This is a genomic window from Vibrio fluminensis (assembly GCF_015278125.1).
In the GTDB taxonomy this organism is placed as follows: domain Bacteria; phylum Pseudomonadota; class Gammaproteobacteria; order Enterobacterales; family Vibrionaceae; genus Vibrio; species Vibrio fluminensis.
The window spans coordinates 16,951-32,316 of record NZ_JADILO010000019.1 but is presented as its reverse complement, the minus strand read 5'-3'; the positions used below and the strand labels follow the sequence as shown (position 1 = coordinate 32,316).

Sequence of the window (15,366 nt, the reverse complement as noted above, 5' to 3'; positions counted from 1 at the left end):
GTATGGATGTAGTGGTTTATGCGCCAGCATCAATTGGTAACGTCAGTGTTGGTTTCGATGTGCTGGGAGCTGCAGTGTCACCCATTGACGGCACTTTACTTGGCGATCGTGTCTTGGTTCGCCAAGGTGAAGAAGCATTTTCTCTTAACACTGCAGGTAGCTTTGTTTCTAAGCTACCCGCCGATCCGAAGGAAAATATCGTTTACGATTGTTGGCGAGTGTTTGCGCGTGAATTAGATCGTAAGGGTGAAGCGTTACTTCCGGTCGCAATGACACTCGAAAAGAACATGCCGATTGGCTCAGGGCTTGGTTCAAGTGCTTGTTCGATTGTCGCGGCACTTGATGCGTTAAATCGCTTCCATGGCGAACCATTAAGCGAGATGGAACTGCTTGCTCTGATGGGAGAAATGGAAGGACAAATCTCTGGTGGTATTCATTATGACAATGTAGCGCCTTGCTACCTTGGTGGGCTGCAATTGATGCTGGAAGAGCTAGGGATTATTAGTCAAGAAGTGCCATGTTTTGATGAGTGGTACTGGGTGATGGCCTATCCGGGGATTAAGGTATCAACCGCTGAAGCACGCTCGATATTACCTTCACAATATCGACGCCAAGATGTGATTGCTCATGGGCGTAACCTAGCTGGTTTTGTTCATGCGTGTCATTCCAATCAGCCAGAACTTGCTGCAAAAATGATCAAAGACGTGATCGCAGAACCTTATCGTGAGAAACTATTACCGGGTTTTGCTGATGCGCGCAAATACGCCACTTCAGCGGGTGCTCTTGCGACAGGTATTTCAGGTAGTGGTCCGACACTATTTAGTATTTGTAAAGAGAAAGACATCGCTGAGCGTGTTGCTCAATGGCTCGAACAAAATTACGTACAAAATGAAGAGGGATTCGTTCATGTTTGTCGTTTAGATAAACAAGGTTCGAAAGTGACAGGAAGTGAGCTATGAAGCTGTACAATATAAAAGAAAATGACGAACAAGTATCCTTTGGTCAAGCTGTTCGCCAAGGGTTAGGCCGCAATCAAGGTCTGTTTTTTCCATCGCAACTGCCACAGTTTGACGATGTTGATGCGCTTTTAGATGAAGATTTTATCGCGCGTAGTACTAAAATTTTGTCAGCATTGATCGGTGATGAGCTTGCTTCAGAGCAGGTAAATGCCATGGTTGATGCTGCATTTCAGTTTCCAGCACCGATTAAACAAGTCAAGCAGGGCGTTTATGCTCTAGAGTTATTCCACGGTCCGACACTGGCGTTCAAAGATTTTGGTGGCCGTTTTATGGCGCAGTCTTTAGCGGCGGTTTCTAATGGCGGGAAAATTACCATTCTAACTGCAACGTCAGGTGACACTGGTGCGGCTGTCGCTCATGCTTTCTATGGTATGGAAGACATTAATGTGGTGATCCTGTACCCGAAAGGTAAGATCAGCCCGCTACAGGAAAAGCTATTCTGTACATTAGGTAAGAACATTCATACTGTCGCGATTGATGGCGATTTTGATGCTTGTCAGGCGCTGGTGAAGCAGGCATTTGATGACGCAGCGCTGCGTGAAGAGATTGGTTTGAACTCAGCAAACTCAATCAATATCAGCCGTTTAATGGCGCAGATCTGTTACTACTTTGAAGCAGCAGCGCAGCTAACTAAGCAGCAACGTGAAAATCTCGTTGTGTCTGTACCTAGTGGTAACTTTGGCAACCTAACGGCCGGTTTGTTGGCGAAAGCAATGGGGCTACCAATTAAGCGTTTTATTGCTGCGACTAACGTTAACGACACCGTTCCGCGTTACCTAGAAACAGGTCAATGGGATCCTAAACCGACAGTGGCAACCACGTCGAATGCAATGGATGTCAGCCAACCAAACAACTGGCCGCGTATCGAAGAGTTGTGCCAAATCAAAGGTTGGGGATTAGATACACTCGGTAAAGGTGCGGTAACCGATCAGCAGAGTGCGGAAGCGGTGCAAGAACTTCACCAGTTAGGGTATCTATGTGAGCCACATGGCGCAATTGCGTACCGAGTTTTAGGAGAGCAATTAGCGGAAGGCGAGACAGGTTTATTCCTATGTACCGCACATCCAGCTAAGTTCAAAGAAGTTGTGGATGACATTCTAAGTAGTGATATCGATTTACCTGCGCCACTTGCTAAACATGCGGCGATGGAGCTTCTATCGGAAGACCTGGCTAATGACTTTGAAGCCTTAAAACAAGTACTGAGAAAAGTGCAGAAATAGAAAAAAGGTCGCGAAAGCGACCTTTTTTAATGGATGTGGGAATTGGGAACGCCAATAAATGGCTTACAGAGCACAAAGCGGTAAACCGCTTTGTTTACGGAAATTACGAACTTTTTCCAACTTCCCGAAGTTCAGCTAGGCTGAGCGTTCTCGAAACGAGGCATTTGCCAAGTGTTCCCGCCTCCCGAAGCACTGCGTTTTAAGTATTAAACCTATATTGCAGAAGAACTCGGTCTGAATTAGCTCTTTCCCGTAGCGAAGCTTTGCTGAGCGTTTTCGAAGCGAGGCATTAGCCGAGTGTTCCCGCCTCCCGAAGCACTGCGTTTTACGCATTAAAGCTATATTGCAGAAGAACTCGGTCTGAATTAGCTCTTTCCCGTAGCGAAGCTTTGCTGAGCGTTCTCGAAAAGAGGCATTTGCCGAGTGTTCCCGCCACCCGAAGCACTGCGTTTTACGCAGTGCGTTCTCTTAACCTTTCAGGTTAACGATTCAATGCAAAAATAGGCAGAGACAAATGCCAGCGAATTGCACCTAAACGAATCACCAGTGTTGAGATAACACCTACTAAAAACGCCGTGTCATTGCTGCAACCCATAGCTAACGCTGAGGTATGGAATCCACCTCCGATAATACACGCAGTGGCATACACCTCGCTTCTGAGTACCATTGGTACTTCTCTGGCGAGCACATCGCGAATAATACCGCCGCCACACCCCGTGATTACGCCCATGATGATGGCAACCAGCGCTGAATCTTGAAACATCATCGCTTTTTCTACGCCGATGCCCACAAATACGGCTAAGCCAACCGCGTCACAGACCGGTAAAATCCACCACGCTAGGCGCTTAGGTCGACGAACAATCAACATAGTAAGCAGGCAGGTGACAAAGATAACCCACAAATAGTTAGTATCGGTTATCCAAAAAACTGGTGTGGCGCCAAGCGACATATCACGAATAGTACCGCCCCCAATTGCCGTAACGCTACCGAGTACGACAACACCAAACGGATCCATCTTAAGACGACCCGCAAGTAAAACCCCTGAAATAGCAAAAATGGCAGTGCCAAAAAGGTCAATTATGTAAATCAACAACGAATCCATGATGGAAGGATCTCAATAGTTATAAATAAAAGTAGTGTTAGCTAACGAGCAAAAATCGGCGCGCATATTACGGGATTACTCACGCAACCGTTAACGCTTTTGTCTCACTGTTTCGAAGAGCTCACAAACTTGCTCAATCGCGCGTAAAGTTCGTTGTGTAGGGCGGTTTAACCAGTCTGAGTTTAAGACCCATATTTGTTCATTTTGTAGTGCTTGAAGTTGTTCTTTCCATGGCTGCCACATGGTGGTGTTATCAATTGCGTGGCGTGAAGTAAAAATGACCTCGGGGTTGGCCAAGATAACTTGCTCTAGGCCGACTTGTGGATAAGATGCTGAACTTTCTGCAAAGACATTTTTACCACCACAGAAAGAAAACACTTCGCTTGGCCAATGACCATTGGCTACTGTGATGATTGGTTTTTCACTCAGTTGGTAGAAGTAACTGACGGGCTGCTCAGTGTGGTATTTTTGTTTTAACTCTGCCAGTGATTGGCGGAAATTTTGTGCTGCTTTTAAGCCAATACTTGGATCGTCAGCGTATTGACTGAGTTGCTCGATGTTACGAGCAATATCGTCAAGGGAGGTGGCTTGTGAGTCATAAAACGTGAAGCCGAACTGACGCAGTTTCGCTAAGTCTTTAGCCGGGTTCCCTGATGGCCAAGCGATGATTAAGTCCGGTTGCAGGGTAATAATTCGTTCGATATTGATACCCTGATAGTTGGCCACTTTTTCTAAATCTTGGGCAAACTCAGGATAGTCACTGCGGTCGCTGACCGCGATAAGTTTATCTCCCAATCCTGCGGCATAAGCGAGTTCAGTGGCGGAAGGCGCCAAGCTGATTACTCGCTCAATCGTTTGCGCGTGAAGAGAGAAGCTAGCTAACGTTAGTAGTAGAGCGAATCGAAACATTACAATCCTTGGTAAATTGCACCCATGATAAGGCTTTGTAGGGAAACCCATAGCCATAAGCGGCTAGTTAATAGTTTGCTTAGCTGGGCAAAATGAAAAGCGGCAGGCGCGATACGTCCACCGAGTTTGGCTCGAACTGCTTTTCTACCGTTATAAATAGCAGGGCCAGCGAGTGAAAGTTCGAGTTTAGAACCACAAGCAATCAGCAACCATGAAGGACCGGGTAGCGGCCATGATGCGGCTTGTTGTTTTAATAGGGTTAGTGAAGCTTGAGCGCGATTGCCGAGTAAAATCATCAAAGCAAACAGTCGCAAAGGGATAAAGTCCAGCACTGCGAGGATTCTGACTGCTGGTATGCCAAACGGCATAAATTGTTGGCGTGAAGGTGACCAAGCTCGCGCTAATTCCATTGCCATGCGGTACATGAATGCGCCTATTCCGCCAGCCAAGGCATACCAAAATAGGACGGCAACAACATTGCGTCCCAAACCCATGATGAGTGTTTCACTGCCTGCTTTACCCAATCCGAGCAAAGAGAGTGATGCGGTATTGCGGTTGACTAAAGGTGCGAGCTGCTTTTTTGCTGCAGCGCTGTTTTCATTAGCTAAAAACTGAGTAAATTGAGTGGCAAAAACGTGATTGTTGCGCCAATCAAGCGCTAGAAGTAGAAATGCTAATTCGTAGAGTTGGGGTTGCCATACCAGAGTTTTGAGCGCCCCAAGTACTATGAGCATTGGTAGCATCATTAATAACCAGGCGAGGATGCCAGCGGTCAGGCTTTGCGAATAATGACCCGGTGAGTTGACCTTATTAGCCAACTGCTCGGCAAACTTGCGCCATAGAACGGCTGGATGGGCTTCACGTGGTAGAGGAAGAACCCAATGGCAAAGTAGTGCGCCCCACATAACGAGGAGCGCACCATTACTAAATAGCTGATTAAAAAGTTCTTCCATGAGCGTTAAGCATTTATGCCTTTAGCAATTCAACCATCTTAATAACCATTTCTGATGAGCTTTGTGCTGCAAGTGGTAGGAACTCATCAAAGCTCATGGTTGCTTCTTTATCTGCTACGTCAGAGATAGCGCGAACAACAACAAACGGTACGTTGAATTGGTGACAAGTTTGTGCAACCGCCGCTGCTTCCATTTCTACTGCTACAACAGAAGGGAAGTGCTTGCGGATAAACTCCTGACGCTCAGCGCTCGCGACGAAAGCGTCACCTGTACAAATTAGACCACGTACTGCGTGTTTATCTTTCATTTGCGCAAGTGCTTGTTCAGCGATGTCCATCAATTTTGCATCAGCGATGAACGCAGCTGGCTGTTGAGCCATTTGACCGATTTCGTAACCAAATGCCGTTACGTCTGCATCGTGGTGGCGAACTTCAGTTGAGATAACCACATCACCTAGGTTTAGGCTTGAGTCAAAACCGCCAGCAGAACCTGTGTTGATCACAACATCTGGTTGGTATTCATCCAGCAAAATAGTAGTACCGACTGCTGCAGAAACTTTACCGATACCAGATTGAAGAAGAACAACTTCAACGCCGTTTAGTTGACCAGAGAAGAAAGTACAACCTGCTTTCGTCACTTGTTGGCAGTTGTCGATAGAGTCTTTAAGGATGGCAACTTCTTGTTCCATCGCACCGATGATACCGATTTTCATAGGGAATCCTGTTTATTCGAATAGCTAAATTTTGATGGCGTAAGTGTACCAGAAAAGGTGGGAATGGGAACGTTCAGCAAACGAAGCAGAGCTTCGTTTGTGGAACGCACAGCAAGGCTGTGCTCACGGATGCGGGAACGTTCGGCTGTGCCTCACTGCGGGAGGCTCACTGAACTTTGATAATAGAGAGTCGAGAAACAAGTGCGGCTAGTTGTCTTATCGTATAAAAGCACAGTATTTACTTCCCGAAGCCCAGTTATACTGGGCGTTCTCGAAGCAAAGCTTCGCTTTGCGTTCCCGCCTCCGTAGCGAAGCTTACTTCGCGTTCTTTTTGCCAAGCTTCGCTTTGCAAAAGCTATTGCTTAACCTCTGTACATACCCTATAATTCGCGCTTCTCGTACCAGCTGAATCAGAGATTGGCTGGTACAAATATTAACCTACTCTTTTATTAGGAGAGAATTATGTCTCTGAATGCAGAAACTAAAGCAGCAATCGTTGCAGAATACGCACAAGGCGAAGGCGACACTGGTTCACCAGAAGTTCAAGTAGCTCTACTTACAGCTTCTATCAACCACCTACAAGGTCACTTCAAAGCACACAAAGGCGATCACCACAGCCGTCGTGGTCTTCTACGTATGGTTTCTCGTCGTCGTAAGCTTCTAGATTACCTAAAAGGTAAAAATCTAGCTCGCTACCAAGACCTAATCAAGCGTCTAGGCCTACGTCGCTAATAAGCGACTGCATAGCAGTTTGTTTAAAAGGGGCTTTATGCCCCTTTTTTGTTGGCTAAATTTAGCCAAATCCTACGAATGCCGTTATACTACGCACGGCTGAACCTCGTTTCGGGGTTTTCTCTATAGTTCATTGCATTACAGTCAACCACGTCGACCAAAAGGTCGCGACTATTAAAAGGGAACTTACATTAGTTTCTTTTCACTAGTCGCGATTCGTAGTGCCTTGAGCTTTTATTTACATATTCTGAGCGTTGCTCAGAGACAAGGATTAACAATGTTCGAAAAACCAGTTGTTAAAACGTTCCAGTACGGTAACCACACGGTTACTCTAGAAACTGGCGTTATCGCACGTCAAGCTACGGCTGCAGTAATGGTTACAATGGACGATACAGCAGTATTCGTTTCAGTTGTAGGTAAGAAAGAAGCGGTTGCAGGCCAAGACTTCTTCCCACTAACAGTGAACTACCAAGAGCGTACTTACGCGGCAGGTAAAATCCCAGGTGGTTTCTTCAAGCGTGAAGGTCGTCCTTCTGAAGGCGAAACACTAACGGCTCGCCTAATTGACCGCCCAATCCGTCCACTGTTCCCAGACGCATTCAAAAACGAAGTTCAGGTTATCGCGACAGTAATGTCTGTAAACCCAGACGTTCAGCCTGATATCGTAACAATGATCGGTACTTCTGCTGCGCTTGCTATCTCTGGTATCCCGTTCAACGGTCCTATCGGTGCTGCACGTGTTGGTCACGTTGATGGTCAACTAGTTCTAAACCCAAGCAACACTGAGCTAGATGCATCTAAGCTTGACCTAGTAGTTGCAGGTACAGAATCTGCAGTACTAATGGTTGAGTCAGAAGCTGACAACCTAACTGAAGAAGAAATGCTAGCAGCGGTTGTTTATGGTCACGACCAACAACAAGTTGTTATCAACGCGATCAACGAATTCAAAGCTGAAGTTGCTACTCCAGCTTGGGATTGGGTTGCTCCTGAAGAGAACACAGCGCTTAACAACAAGATTGCTGAACTAGCAGAAGCGAAACTTGTTGAAGCTTACCAAATCACAGAAAAGATGGCTCGTTACGACCGCATTCACGAAATCGCGGCAGAAGTAAACGCAGTTCTACTTGCTGAAGATCCAGAAGCTGACGCTAAAGAAATTCACACTATCTTCCACGATCTAGAGAAGACAGTTGTTCGTCGCAGCATCATTGCTGGTAACCCACGTATCGATGGTCGTGAGAAAGATATGGTTCGTGCGCTAGACGTACGTACTGGTGTTCTTCCACGTACTCACGGTAGCGCGCTATTCACTCGTGGTGAAACTCAGGCGATCGTTACTGCGACTCTAGGTACGCAACGTGATGCGCAAATCATTGATGAACTAACTGGTGAGCGTAAAGATCACTTCCTACTACATTACAACTTCCCTCCATACTGTGTAGGCGAAACGGGTTTTGTAGGTTCTCCTAAGCGTCGTGAAATCGGCCACGGTAAACTAGCGAAGCGTGGTATTGCAGCAGTAATGCCATCTGTAGATGAGTTCCCATACACTGTACGTGTTGTATCAGAAATCACTGAATCTAACGGTTCATCTTCAATGGCTTCTGTTTGTGGTACTTCTCTAGCACTTATGGATGCTGGTGTGCCAATCAAGGCTTCTGTTGCGGGTATCGCAATGGGTCTTGTTAAAGAAGGCGATGATTTTGTTGTTCTTTCAGATATCCTTGGTGACGAAGACCACCTAGGTGACATGGACTTTAAAGTAGCAGGTACAAACTCTGGTATCACTGCACTACAAATGGACATCAAGATCGAAGGTATCACTAAAGAGATCATGCAAATTGCGCTTAACCAAGCCCAAGGTGCACGTAAGCACATCCTATCTGTAATGGATCAAGCTATCTCTGGTGCTCGTGAAGATATCTCTCAATTCGCGCCTCGTATTCACACAATGAAGATCAGCGCAGAGAAGATCAAAGACGTTATCGGTAAAGGTGGTGCAGTTATCCGTGCTCTAACGGAAGAAACTGGTACAACTATCGAAATCGAAGATGACGGCACAATCAAGATCGCAGCAACTGAAGGTGCAGCGGCGAAAGAAGCTATCCGTCGTATCGAAGAGATCACTGCAGAAGTTGAAGTTGGTCGTATCTACACCGGTAAAGTTGCTCGTCTAGCTGATTTTGGTGCATTCGTTACAGTACTGCCAGGTAAAGACGGTCTAGTACACATTTCTCAAATCTCTGAGAAGCGTGTTGAGAAAGTGTCTGACTACCTAACTGAAGGTCAAGAAGTTCAAGTTAAAGTACTTGAGATCGACCGTCAGGGCCGTGTACGTCTAAGCATGAAAGAAGCAGTTGAAAAGCCAGCAGAAGAAGCTGAAAAGCCAGCTGCTGACGCTGAGTAATCTGGTATCCTATTAGCCTAGACGGCTAAAAGCATGCTATAAAGGGGGCTGTGAGCTCCCTTTTTTTATGCCTTAGGAAAACATGTCAGGCATAAATAATTATAACGTCACGCTAGTAATAAGGCATTTGAACTTCAACTAGACGTGTGACTCTTAGGGTATAGACTCATAATAAGTAGGTAATAGGAGTACGTATTCGTGAAATGGTTTCAAACCGTAACGCTTGGCTTAAGCATGTTGATCGCTACAGGGTGTGCTTCAACAGCGGATAAACAACAGTGGTTTTATCCACCAATGGCAGTGCCTCTACAAGCGAGTATGCAGCAAGAAGTGCAGATTGCGCGTTTGTCTCAATTACTCCTGCGCCCTAATCTCTCTGATGAATTACGTGCAAAGATGCTGTACGAGCGCGGTAACTACTATGATAGTGTCGGCCTACGAGATTTAGCACGTTTAGACTACACGCAGTCGTTACAAATTAATCCTGCTCAATCAGACCTGTTTAATTTACTTGGTGTGTACTACACGCAAGTGGGGGAGTTTGATGCTGCTTATGAAGCGTTTGATTCGACGATTGATCTCGATCCAAGTAACTCTTATGCGGTACGTAACCGTGCGATAGCACTCTACTACGGGGATCGTATTGAGCTGGCTTTAGAAGATATTGAAGCGCATTATGCTGAAGATCCTAGCGACCCATTTCGCGCGCTCTGGCTTTATCTCATTAAGCTTGAGAAAGATCCGCAAGCAGCTCGTAAGCAATTGCTCGAGCAATACCAAGCCCGTGATAATCAATGGGGGTGGGTCTTAGTCGCGATAACTTTGAATGAAGTATCTGAAGAACAAACCTTTAAAGCGATTTTTGCCGGAACTCGTGACAACACTGTTTTAGCTCAACGCCTAACAGAAGCGTATTTCTATTTGGGCAAGCGCTATCAATATCAAGGCGATTTTGCGAGTGCAATTTCGATGTATAAACTGGCGATATCATTCAACGTTTACGAATATGTCGAGCATCGTTATTCATTCCTTGAACTCTCGCGTATCTTTAATAAAGTTAAAGCCGAGCAGTTAGCGAAAACGAAACTAGAGCAAGCCTCTCAAGAATAGCGCAACTGCCTTTGATGATATTCTGAATTTAAACCACCTTCGGGTGGTTTTTTATTGCACGATTCTCCAAAATCACTAAAATAGTTAGCCTTGCTAACTAATAGGATCCTAGTATGCATTTAGAAGAGAGTTTGATGGACTTAGAACGCTTTTGCTCTAAGGCTTGGCGACAGCATGGAAATGACGATCCTATGTGTCAGTTGAGCTTTAATGAGTTCGATTACTTGAAAGTTATCCAGCAGTACCCTCAAGGTGTGCGGATTACGGACTTAGCACAGGAGCTCTGTGTCTCTAAGCCTTCAGCTTCGAACATGGTCACTCGATTAGCGAAAAAAAACTTGGTTAGTACCATTGCTTGCAATGAAGACGCACGAGCTAAGCGCGTGGTGTTAACCGACTGGGTGATCGAGAATATGTCGTTTGAGCGGGTGGTATACCAACAAATTGCGACGGATTTGAATGCTCAATTGAGTGAACAAGAAGCGCAGCAATTGGTGCAATTGCTTAATAAAGCACTTAAAAAATAAAAATTTATCCATTTAGTTAGCTATGCTAACTAGTGTCGTAAGACACTCTTTCTTGGTGAGAAGATGCAAGTATCTATTTATAAACAGTTTTGGCGTTATGCCATTCCCACTGTTGCCGCTATGTTGGTCAATGGCCTTTATCAGGTCGTAGATGGAATATTTATTGGGCGTTATGTGGGCGCGGAAGGTCTCGCGGGGATAAACGTTGCTTGGCCCGTGATTGGTTCCATTCTAGGTATCGGTATGCTGGTAGGTGTTGGTACCGGAGCGCTTGCCTCCATTAAGCAAGGCGAAGGCAATCAGGTTGGTGCCAGAGCCACTCTTGCGACGGGACTTTTGCTACTGCTTGTTTTGGCGCCTATCGTGTCGTTTGTTTTATATACGTTTGCCGATAGTTTTCTGCTATGGCAAGGTGCACAAGGTCGGGTACTTGAACTTGGTTCGCAGTACTTACATATTCTGATCTTCGCTTGTGTATTTTCACTTGGTTCTATTGCAGCGCCATTTTTGCTGCGAAATGATGACAGCCCGAATTTAGCAACGTTACTCATGGTTGTTGGTGCGGTAGTCAATATTATCCTCGACTATGTGTTCATTGCCCACTTAGGTTGGGAGCTCGAAGGCGCTGCGATAGCAACCGCTATTGCACAGATGGTGGTGACTATTCTTGGCGTCGGTTACTTCTTCTCAAGCAAAGCCAAGATGCGTTTGCGCTTGGCTGATCTGCGTATTCAGTTCAGTGAGGTACCACAAATTGCGGCTATCGGTGTTTCAAGCTTCTTTATGTATGCTTATGGCTCAATGATGGTGGCGCTGCACAATAGTTTATTTGCAGAGTATGGTAGCTCGGTACTCATTGGTGCGTATGCGATTTTGGGTTATATCGTAACGGTTTACTATTTGGTTGTTGAAGGCTTTGCTAATGGTATGCAGCCTTTGGTTAGCTATAACCATGGTGCGCGAAATCAAGATAATATTCGCAAACTACTTGGTGTGGCGATGGGCAGTGCAGTGTTCGGCGGTTTAGCTTTTGTTATCCTGCTTAACTTGTTCCCGCGTGAGTTTGTTTCGGTATTTAACTCAAGTGACGCTAGTTTGATGGACAACGCAGTGATTGGTATTCGTTTACATATGTTTGCTATGTTCCTCGATGGTTTCTTAGTGGTTGCGGGCGCTTACTATCAGTCAATCAATAAGGGCAGCAAAGCGATGTTTGTCACGGTGGGTAACATGGTTATTCAATTACCATTCTTATTCATTATGCCAAAACTAATGGGTATTCCAGGTATTTGGATTGCTTACCCATTGTCGAATGTGGCATTAAGCTTAGTTGTTGCTTGGATGCTATGGCGCGATGTGAAGCGCATGATTCTGCCACCAACACCGCCACCAGCGGAGCCTATGACTCTAGCCAACTAACAATCAACAAGGGATAAGGAAACTTATCCCTTTTTACTATGTGTAATGGTGTCATTGTTCAACTGTGCCACCATGGAAGAGACAGAGTGCGCTGACGATGCGAGTGATGAGGTTACTCTTGGAGTATGAACCAGTAAATAGTTGTGCAGGTAGCGATATATCGTTTGCCATTGCTGAACTCGGGTGGCACTGAGTTTGCTGGCGTAGCTATCAGGTAACCACAACTTGAACGGCTGGAAAAAGCGTTCAGCTACATTGATTTGGCTTGGCAGTAATGGTTTGAGTTGTTCCGGACTCTTATCGGCTTGCGAGGTCAGAACCCCCAGTCCCACTTGATATGCTGCTTGTTTATCATTGACGAATAGCTTGTACCATTTTTCATTCCACCAACTCAAAGTGCGTTGTTGATTGGCTGACTCAGTTTGCTGACTATTGAGCGCATAATGATAGTAGTAAAGTGCAGTCGTACCAGAGTTAACGCTTGCGCAAAACGAGGTAATAGCGGCGCCACGAATAAAACTCTCATGCTCGAGTAACCAGTTCAGTGTGACTTGTTTTGGCAGATGTTGATACAAGTTTTGCATATGCGCATGGGCAGCATATACCGGTCTTAATAATGCGTTGGGTGTGTGTTTATCGAGCTTCAGTTGTCCATGTTGTGGCTTGCAATAGGCAATCTGATCAAACTGGCTACGGGCTAAGATTTTTTGATAGGTTTGCTCAGCGCGATTGAGCACATCAGGATCATGGCTTAGTGATGGCTCTTCTGTCTTTGCTTGATACTGAGCGTCTGCCTGCCAATTCGCTGGTGAACTAGCATTGCCTTGGTTATTGAGCCATGCGTTATCGGAGATCAGATAGACATAACCGGTTTGACTATCAAGGGTGCAAAGCGTCCATAACTGGGTGGCATGATGCTGTTTTGTGCTTGCACTTAAGCCCGAGCGACAAGTTTGTCGATAAGTAAAACTGTGCCAATTGAGAGTCATCGTCTGTGATAATAATTTTTGCTCAACCGAACGAGAGTACTGGTTAAGCAACTGACTGAGTTTCTGTAAATGCTGATTGAAAATTTTGTTGGTTAATCCGAGATGCGACTGTAATTTCTCTGGCGTGATACCTGTCATCAAGGCATCTAGCCAAGGCTGTAATCTTTTCGCAAGTTGGGTGGGGTTAGGTAGGGTATAGACCTGCATACAGCACTGACATTGAATACGTTGACTGCCTGTCGGTGTGTGACCATAACGTAGCCAAGACGGTGATTCGCAATCACAACGCTTGCTTGGATAGAGGGGAAATTGTTGCTGCTGAAGTTGCTTAGCCAGCGCGAGGATTGGCTCATTTAACAGCATAGGTGGATAGGCACCACATAGGTCGCAGTGCCATGCCGGATAGCCAAGTCGCTTTGAGAATTGATATAGGTCTTGATTAGGGTTGCCACAATTGCGGCAACCGTATGTCTTACAACCGTTATAGTTCAGGCGAAAGGACAAGGCTAGTGATCTCTATGATTTAGTCTTGACGGCTGATATCCACTTGGCGGCCAAGATCAGGAACAGTAATGTTCTTGCGTTGTTTAAATTGCTCAATTAACACTTGCATCACCGGTTCACCTTGAGAGAGTGGCTTTCCTTCTGCAAACACATGATAACCATCACCACCACTTGCCGCATACGAGTAGGTTGCGACGCTGTATTGACGGCTGTCATCAATAGGTTCACCGTTAATATTAAGGCTAATTAAGCGCTGTTTTTCAGGTTTAGTACTGTCGTATTTCGCTTCAATACCAGAAAATTGCGCTAGACCATAAGGCAGAGTGTAGCTGTACTCAAGTAATTGTTTTACTTGTTTTCCGCTGATTGATACTACGGCAAGTTTATCGGTAAATGGGAACACGTTCATTACATTTTCCAAGGTGACATCACCTTGGTTTAAGTCGACACGGATACTGCCTGAGCTCATCATGGCGATATCAGCTTCAGCCGCATTGCGCATCATATCTGCGACCAAGTTACCTATATTTGATTCACGGTAGTAACGACGGAACGCTGTATCGTCGATAGTGGCGATCGTTTGGTTTAGCTCTGGGAATTGCTTACGTGCATTATCGATAAGCTCACCGGTTTTCTTATCGCGTTTGAGTTTATCGGCTTCAACAGGGATAAGTTTGCCATTGAGGAATTTTACCGAATTAGTTTCTGTATCAACCTCAAATTTGGTATAGCCAAGGTATTTACCTTGTCCAAAAGTCAAACCAACCACTGTACCGGTTTCAGGGTGTACAACCGGTTTCCACAGACCATGATCGGAGTGGCCACCAAAGATGACATCGACATTTTTTAGCTGACCTGCCATGGCGTAGTCTTCATCAAATCCGCGCTGCACTTCAGGATCGGCTTCTTTGTCGGTTTGCATTGGCGCGGTTTTGTTTTGGTGGGTCAGTACTACGACCATATCCACTTCGTCATGGATTTTATCAACCCAAAACTGCGTGACAGCAATTGGATCATCGATGGTCAAACCCTTGCGATTGCCTTTCCACATGGTGTTGTAGAACGCATCAATTCCCATAACACCAACCACACCTATACGCACACCATCACGTTCAACAATGGTGTATGGCTGAGAGAAAGGTGCATCGTTTTGCTCAAATTTGATGTTGGCATTCAATACTGGATAAGCCGCACGTGGCATGGTTTCTTTTAGCGTTTTCCAGCCATATTCAAATTCGTGGTTACCTAGAGTAATCGCGTCGTAGCCCATCGCGCTGTATAGGTCGAACGCCAGTTTACCCTGGGTTTTCTTTGACAGTGAGCCGGTAAAAATATCGCCGGCATCAAATAAGAAGCTGGTCTCTTCTTCAGCTTGCACTTGTTTAATCAGTGAAGCTAGGTAAGGGATACCACCAATACGGGTAATATCAGGATTCCAAAACGCATCAACAGGTTCGTAGACACTTTCGATGTCGTTGGTATGCAGTAGAGTGATTTCCTTTACTTCAGCCTGTGCGGAAAAAGAACCAGTCATCATAAGCGCGCCTAGGGACAAGGCTAGGCGAGTTTTAGTTAGAGTTTTCATGTTTCAACCAAGAAATTGCAAGCAGATTAATGGCGCAGAATATAAATAACCCGTAAGGCTTAATTAGTGAGTGAAATCACAATAAAAAGCAATCGTTTGCTTTTGGTTGGGTAAAGTTTCCATATTTGTTGGTGGGTAAAGAAAGCGAGAATTGAGAAAAGAGAACTGAGAAGCAGGA

The 15,366-nt window shown here is 45.5% G+C and carries 13 protein-coding genes; 7 read left to right on the top strand and 6 right to left on the bottom strand.

Translation table 11 applies throughout. The features are described 5' to 3' along the window. The first annotated feature begins 2 nt into the window (after positions 1–2). Entirely contained in the window at positions 3–959 is a 957-nt protein-coding gene (gene thrB / locus IRQ95_RS13530) for a homoserine kinase (protein WP_194437471.1), read from the top strand. Next, a complete protein-coding gene (thrC, locus tag IRQ95_RS13525; protein ID WP_194437429.1) occupies positions 956–2,239 on the top strand; it encodes a threonine synthase in 1,284 nt (427 codons plus the stop codon). The genes thrB and thrC overlap by 4 nt, the downstream gene beginning before the upstream one ends. Before the next feature lie 481 nt (positions 2,240–2,720). Here the strand turns inward: thrC and IRQ95_RS13520 are convergent, their stop codons facing one another. The 4 genes from IRQ95_RS13520 to mtnN all read right to left on the bottom strand — a co-directional run bounded on the left by IRQ95_RS13520 (position 2,721) and on the right by mtnN (position 5,915). Next, positions 2,721–3,341: a TRIC cation channel family protein gene (locus IRQ95_RS13520; protein ID WP_194437428.1), complete on the bottom strand. Its 621-nt coding sequence runs from the start codon at positions 3,339–3,341 to the stop codon at positions 2,721–2,723. A gap of 90 nt (positions 3,342–3,431) precedes the next feature. After that, positions 3,432–4,250: a vitamin B12 ABC transporter substrate-binding protein BtuF gene (gene btuF / locus IRQ95_RS13515; RefSeq protein WP_194437427.1), complete on the bottom strand. Its 819-nt coding sequence runs from the start codon at positions 4,248–4,250 to the stop codon at positions 3,432–3,434. After that, positions 4,250–5,203: a cobalamin biosynthesis family protein gene (locus IRQ95_RS13510; RefSeq protein WP_194437426.1), complete on the bottom strand. Its 954-nt coding sequence runs from the start codon at positions 5,201–5,203 to the stop codon at positions 4,250–4,252. The genes btuF and IRQ95_RS13510 overlap by 1 nt, the downstream gene beginning before the upstream one ends. Before the next feature lie 13 nt (positions 5,204–5,216). Beyond that, a complete protein-coding gene (mtnN, locus tag IRQ95_RS13505; protein ID WP_194437425.1) occupies positions 5,217–5,915 on the bottom strand; it encodes a 5'-methylthioadenosine/S-adenosylhomocysteine nucleosidase in 699 nt (232 codons plus the stop codon). Positions 5,916–6,377: 462 nt separating this feature from the next. On the opposite strand from mtnN, the gene rpsO reads away from it, so the two are divergent. From rpsO to IRQ95_RS13480, 5 genes are all read left to right on the top strand, one after another. Further along, a complete protein-coding gene (rpsO, locus tag IRQ95_RS13500) occupies positions 6,378–6,647 on the top strand; it encodes a 30S ribosomal protein S15 (protein ID WP_005380094.1) in 270 nt (89 codons plus the stop codon). A gap of 277 nt (positions 6,648–6,924) precedes the next feature. Beyond that, on the top strand, positions 6,925–9,054 hold the full coding sequence (pnp, locus tag IRQ95_RS13495; protein WP_194437424.1) for a polyribonucleotide nucleotidyltransferase: 2,130 nt from the start codon (positions 6,925–6,927) through the stop codon (positions 9,052–9,054). A 198-nt stretch (positions 9,055–9,252) separates the two neighbouring features. After that, entirely contained in the window at positions 9,253–10,164 is a 912-nt protein-coding gene (gene nlpI, locus IRQ95_RS13490) for a lipoprotein NlpI (protein ID WP_194437423.1), read from the top strand. Positions 10,165–10,277: 113 nt separating this feature from the next. Beyond that, the gene (locus tag IRQ95_RS13485) at positions 10,278–10,691 is read left to right on the top strand and encodes a MarR family winged helix-turn-helix transcriptional regulator (protein WP_194437422.1); all 414 of its coding nucleotides are present in this window, start codon (positions 10,278–10,280) and stop codon (positions 10,689–10,691) included. Between the two features lie 63 nt (positions 10,692–10,754). Further along, a complete protein-coding gene (locus IRQ95_RS13480) occupies positions 10,755–12,110 on the top strand; it encodes an MATE family efflux transporter (RefSeq protein ID WP_194437421.1) in 1,356 nt (451 codons plus the stop codon). Between the two features lie 23 nt (positions 12,111–12,133). Here the strand turns inward: IRQ95_RS13480 and IRQ95_RS13475 are convergent, their stop codons facing one another. Together IRQ95_RS13475 and IRQ95_RS13470 are read right to left on the bottom strand one after the other, a co-directional pair. Next, positions 12,134–13,603 (bottom strand): hypothetical protein, encoded by a 1,470-nt coding sequence (locus IRQ95_RS13475; protein ID WP_194437420.1) that lies wholly within the window; start codon positions 13,601–13,603, stop codon positions 12,134–12,136. Between the two features lie 19 nt (positions 13,604–13,622). Continuing rightward, positions 13,623–15,140, bottom strand: a complete 1,518-nt coding sequence (locus IRQ95_RS13470; protein ID WP_489114237.1) for a bifunctional metallophosphatase/5'-nucleotidase — start codon at positions 15,138–15,140, stop codon at positions 13,623–13,625. Positions 15,141–15,366: the final 226 nt, after the last annotated feature.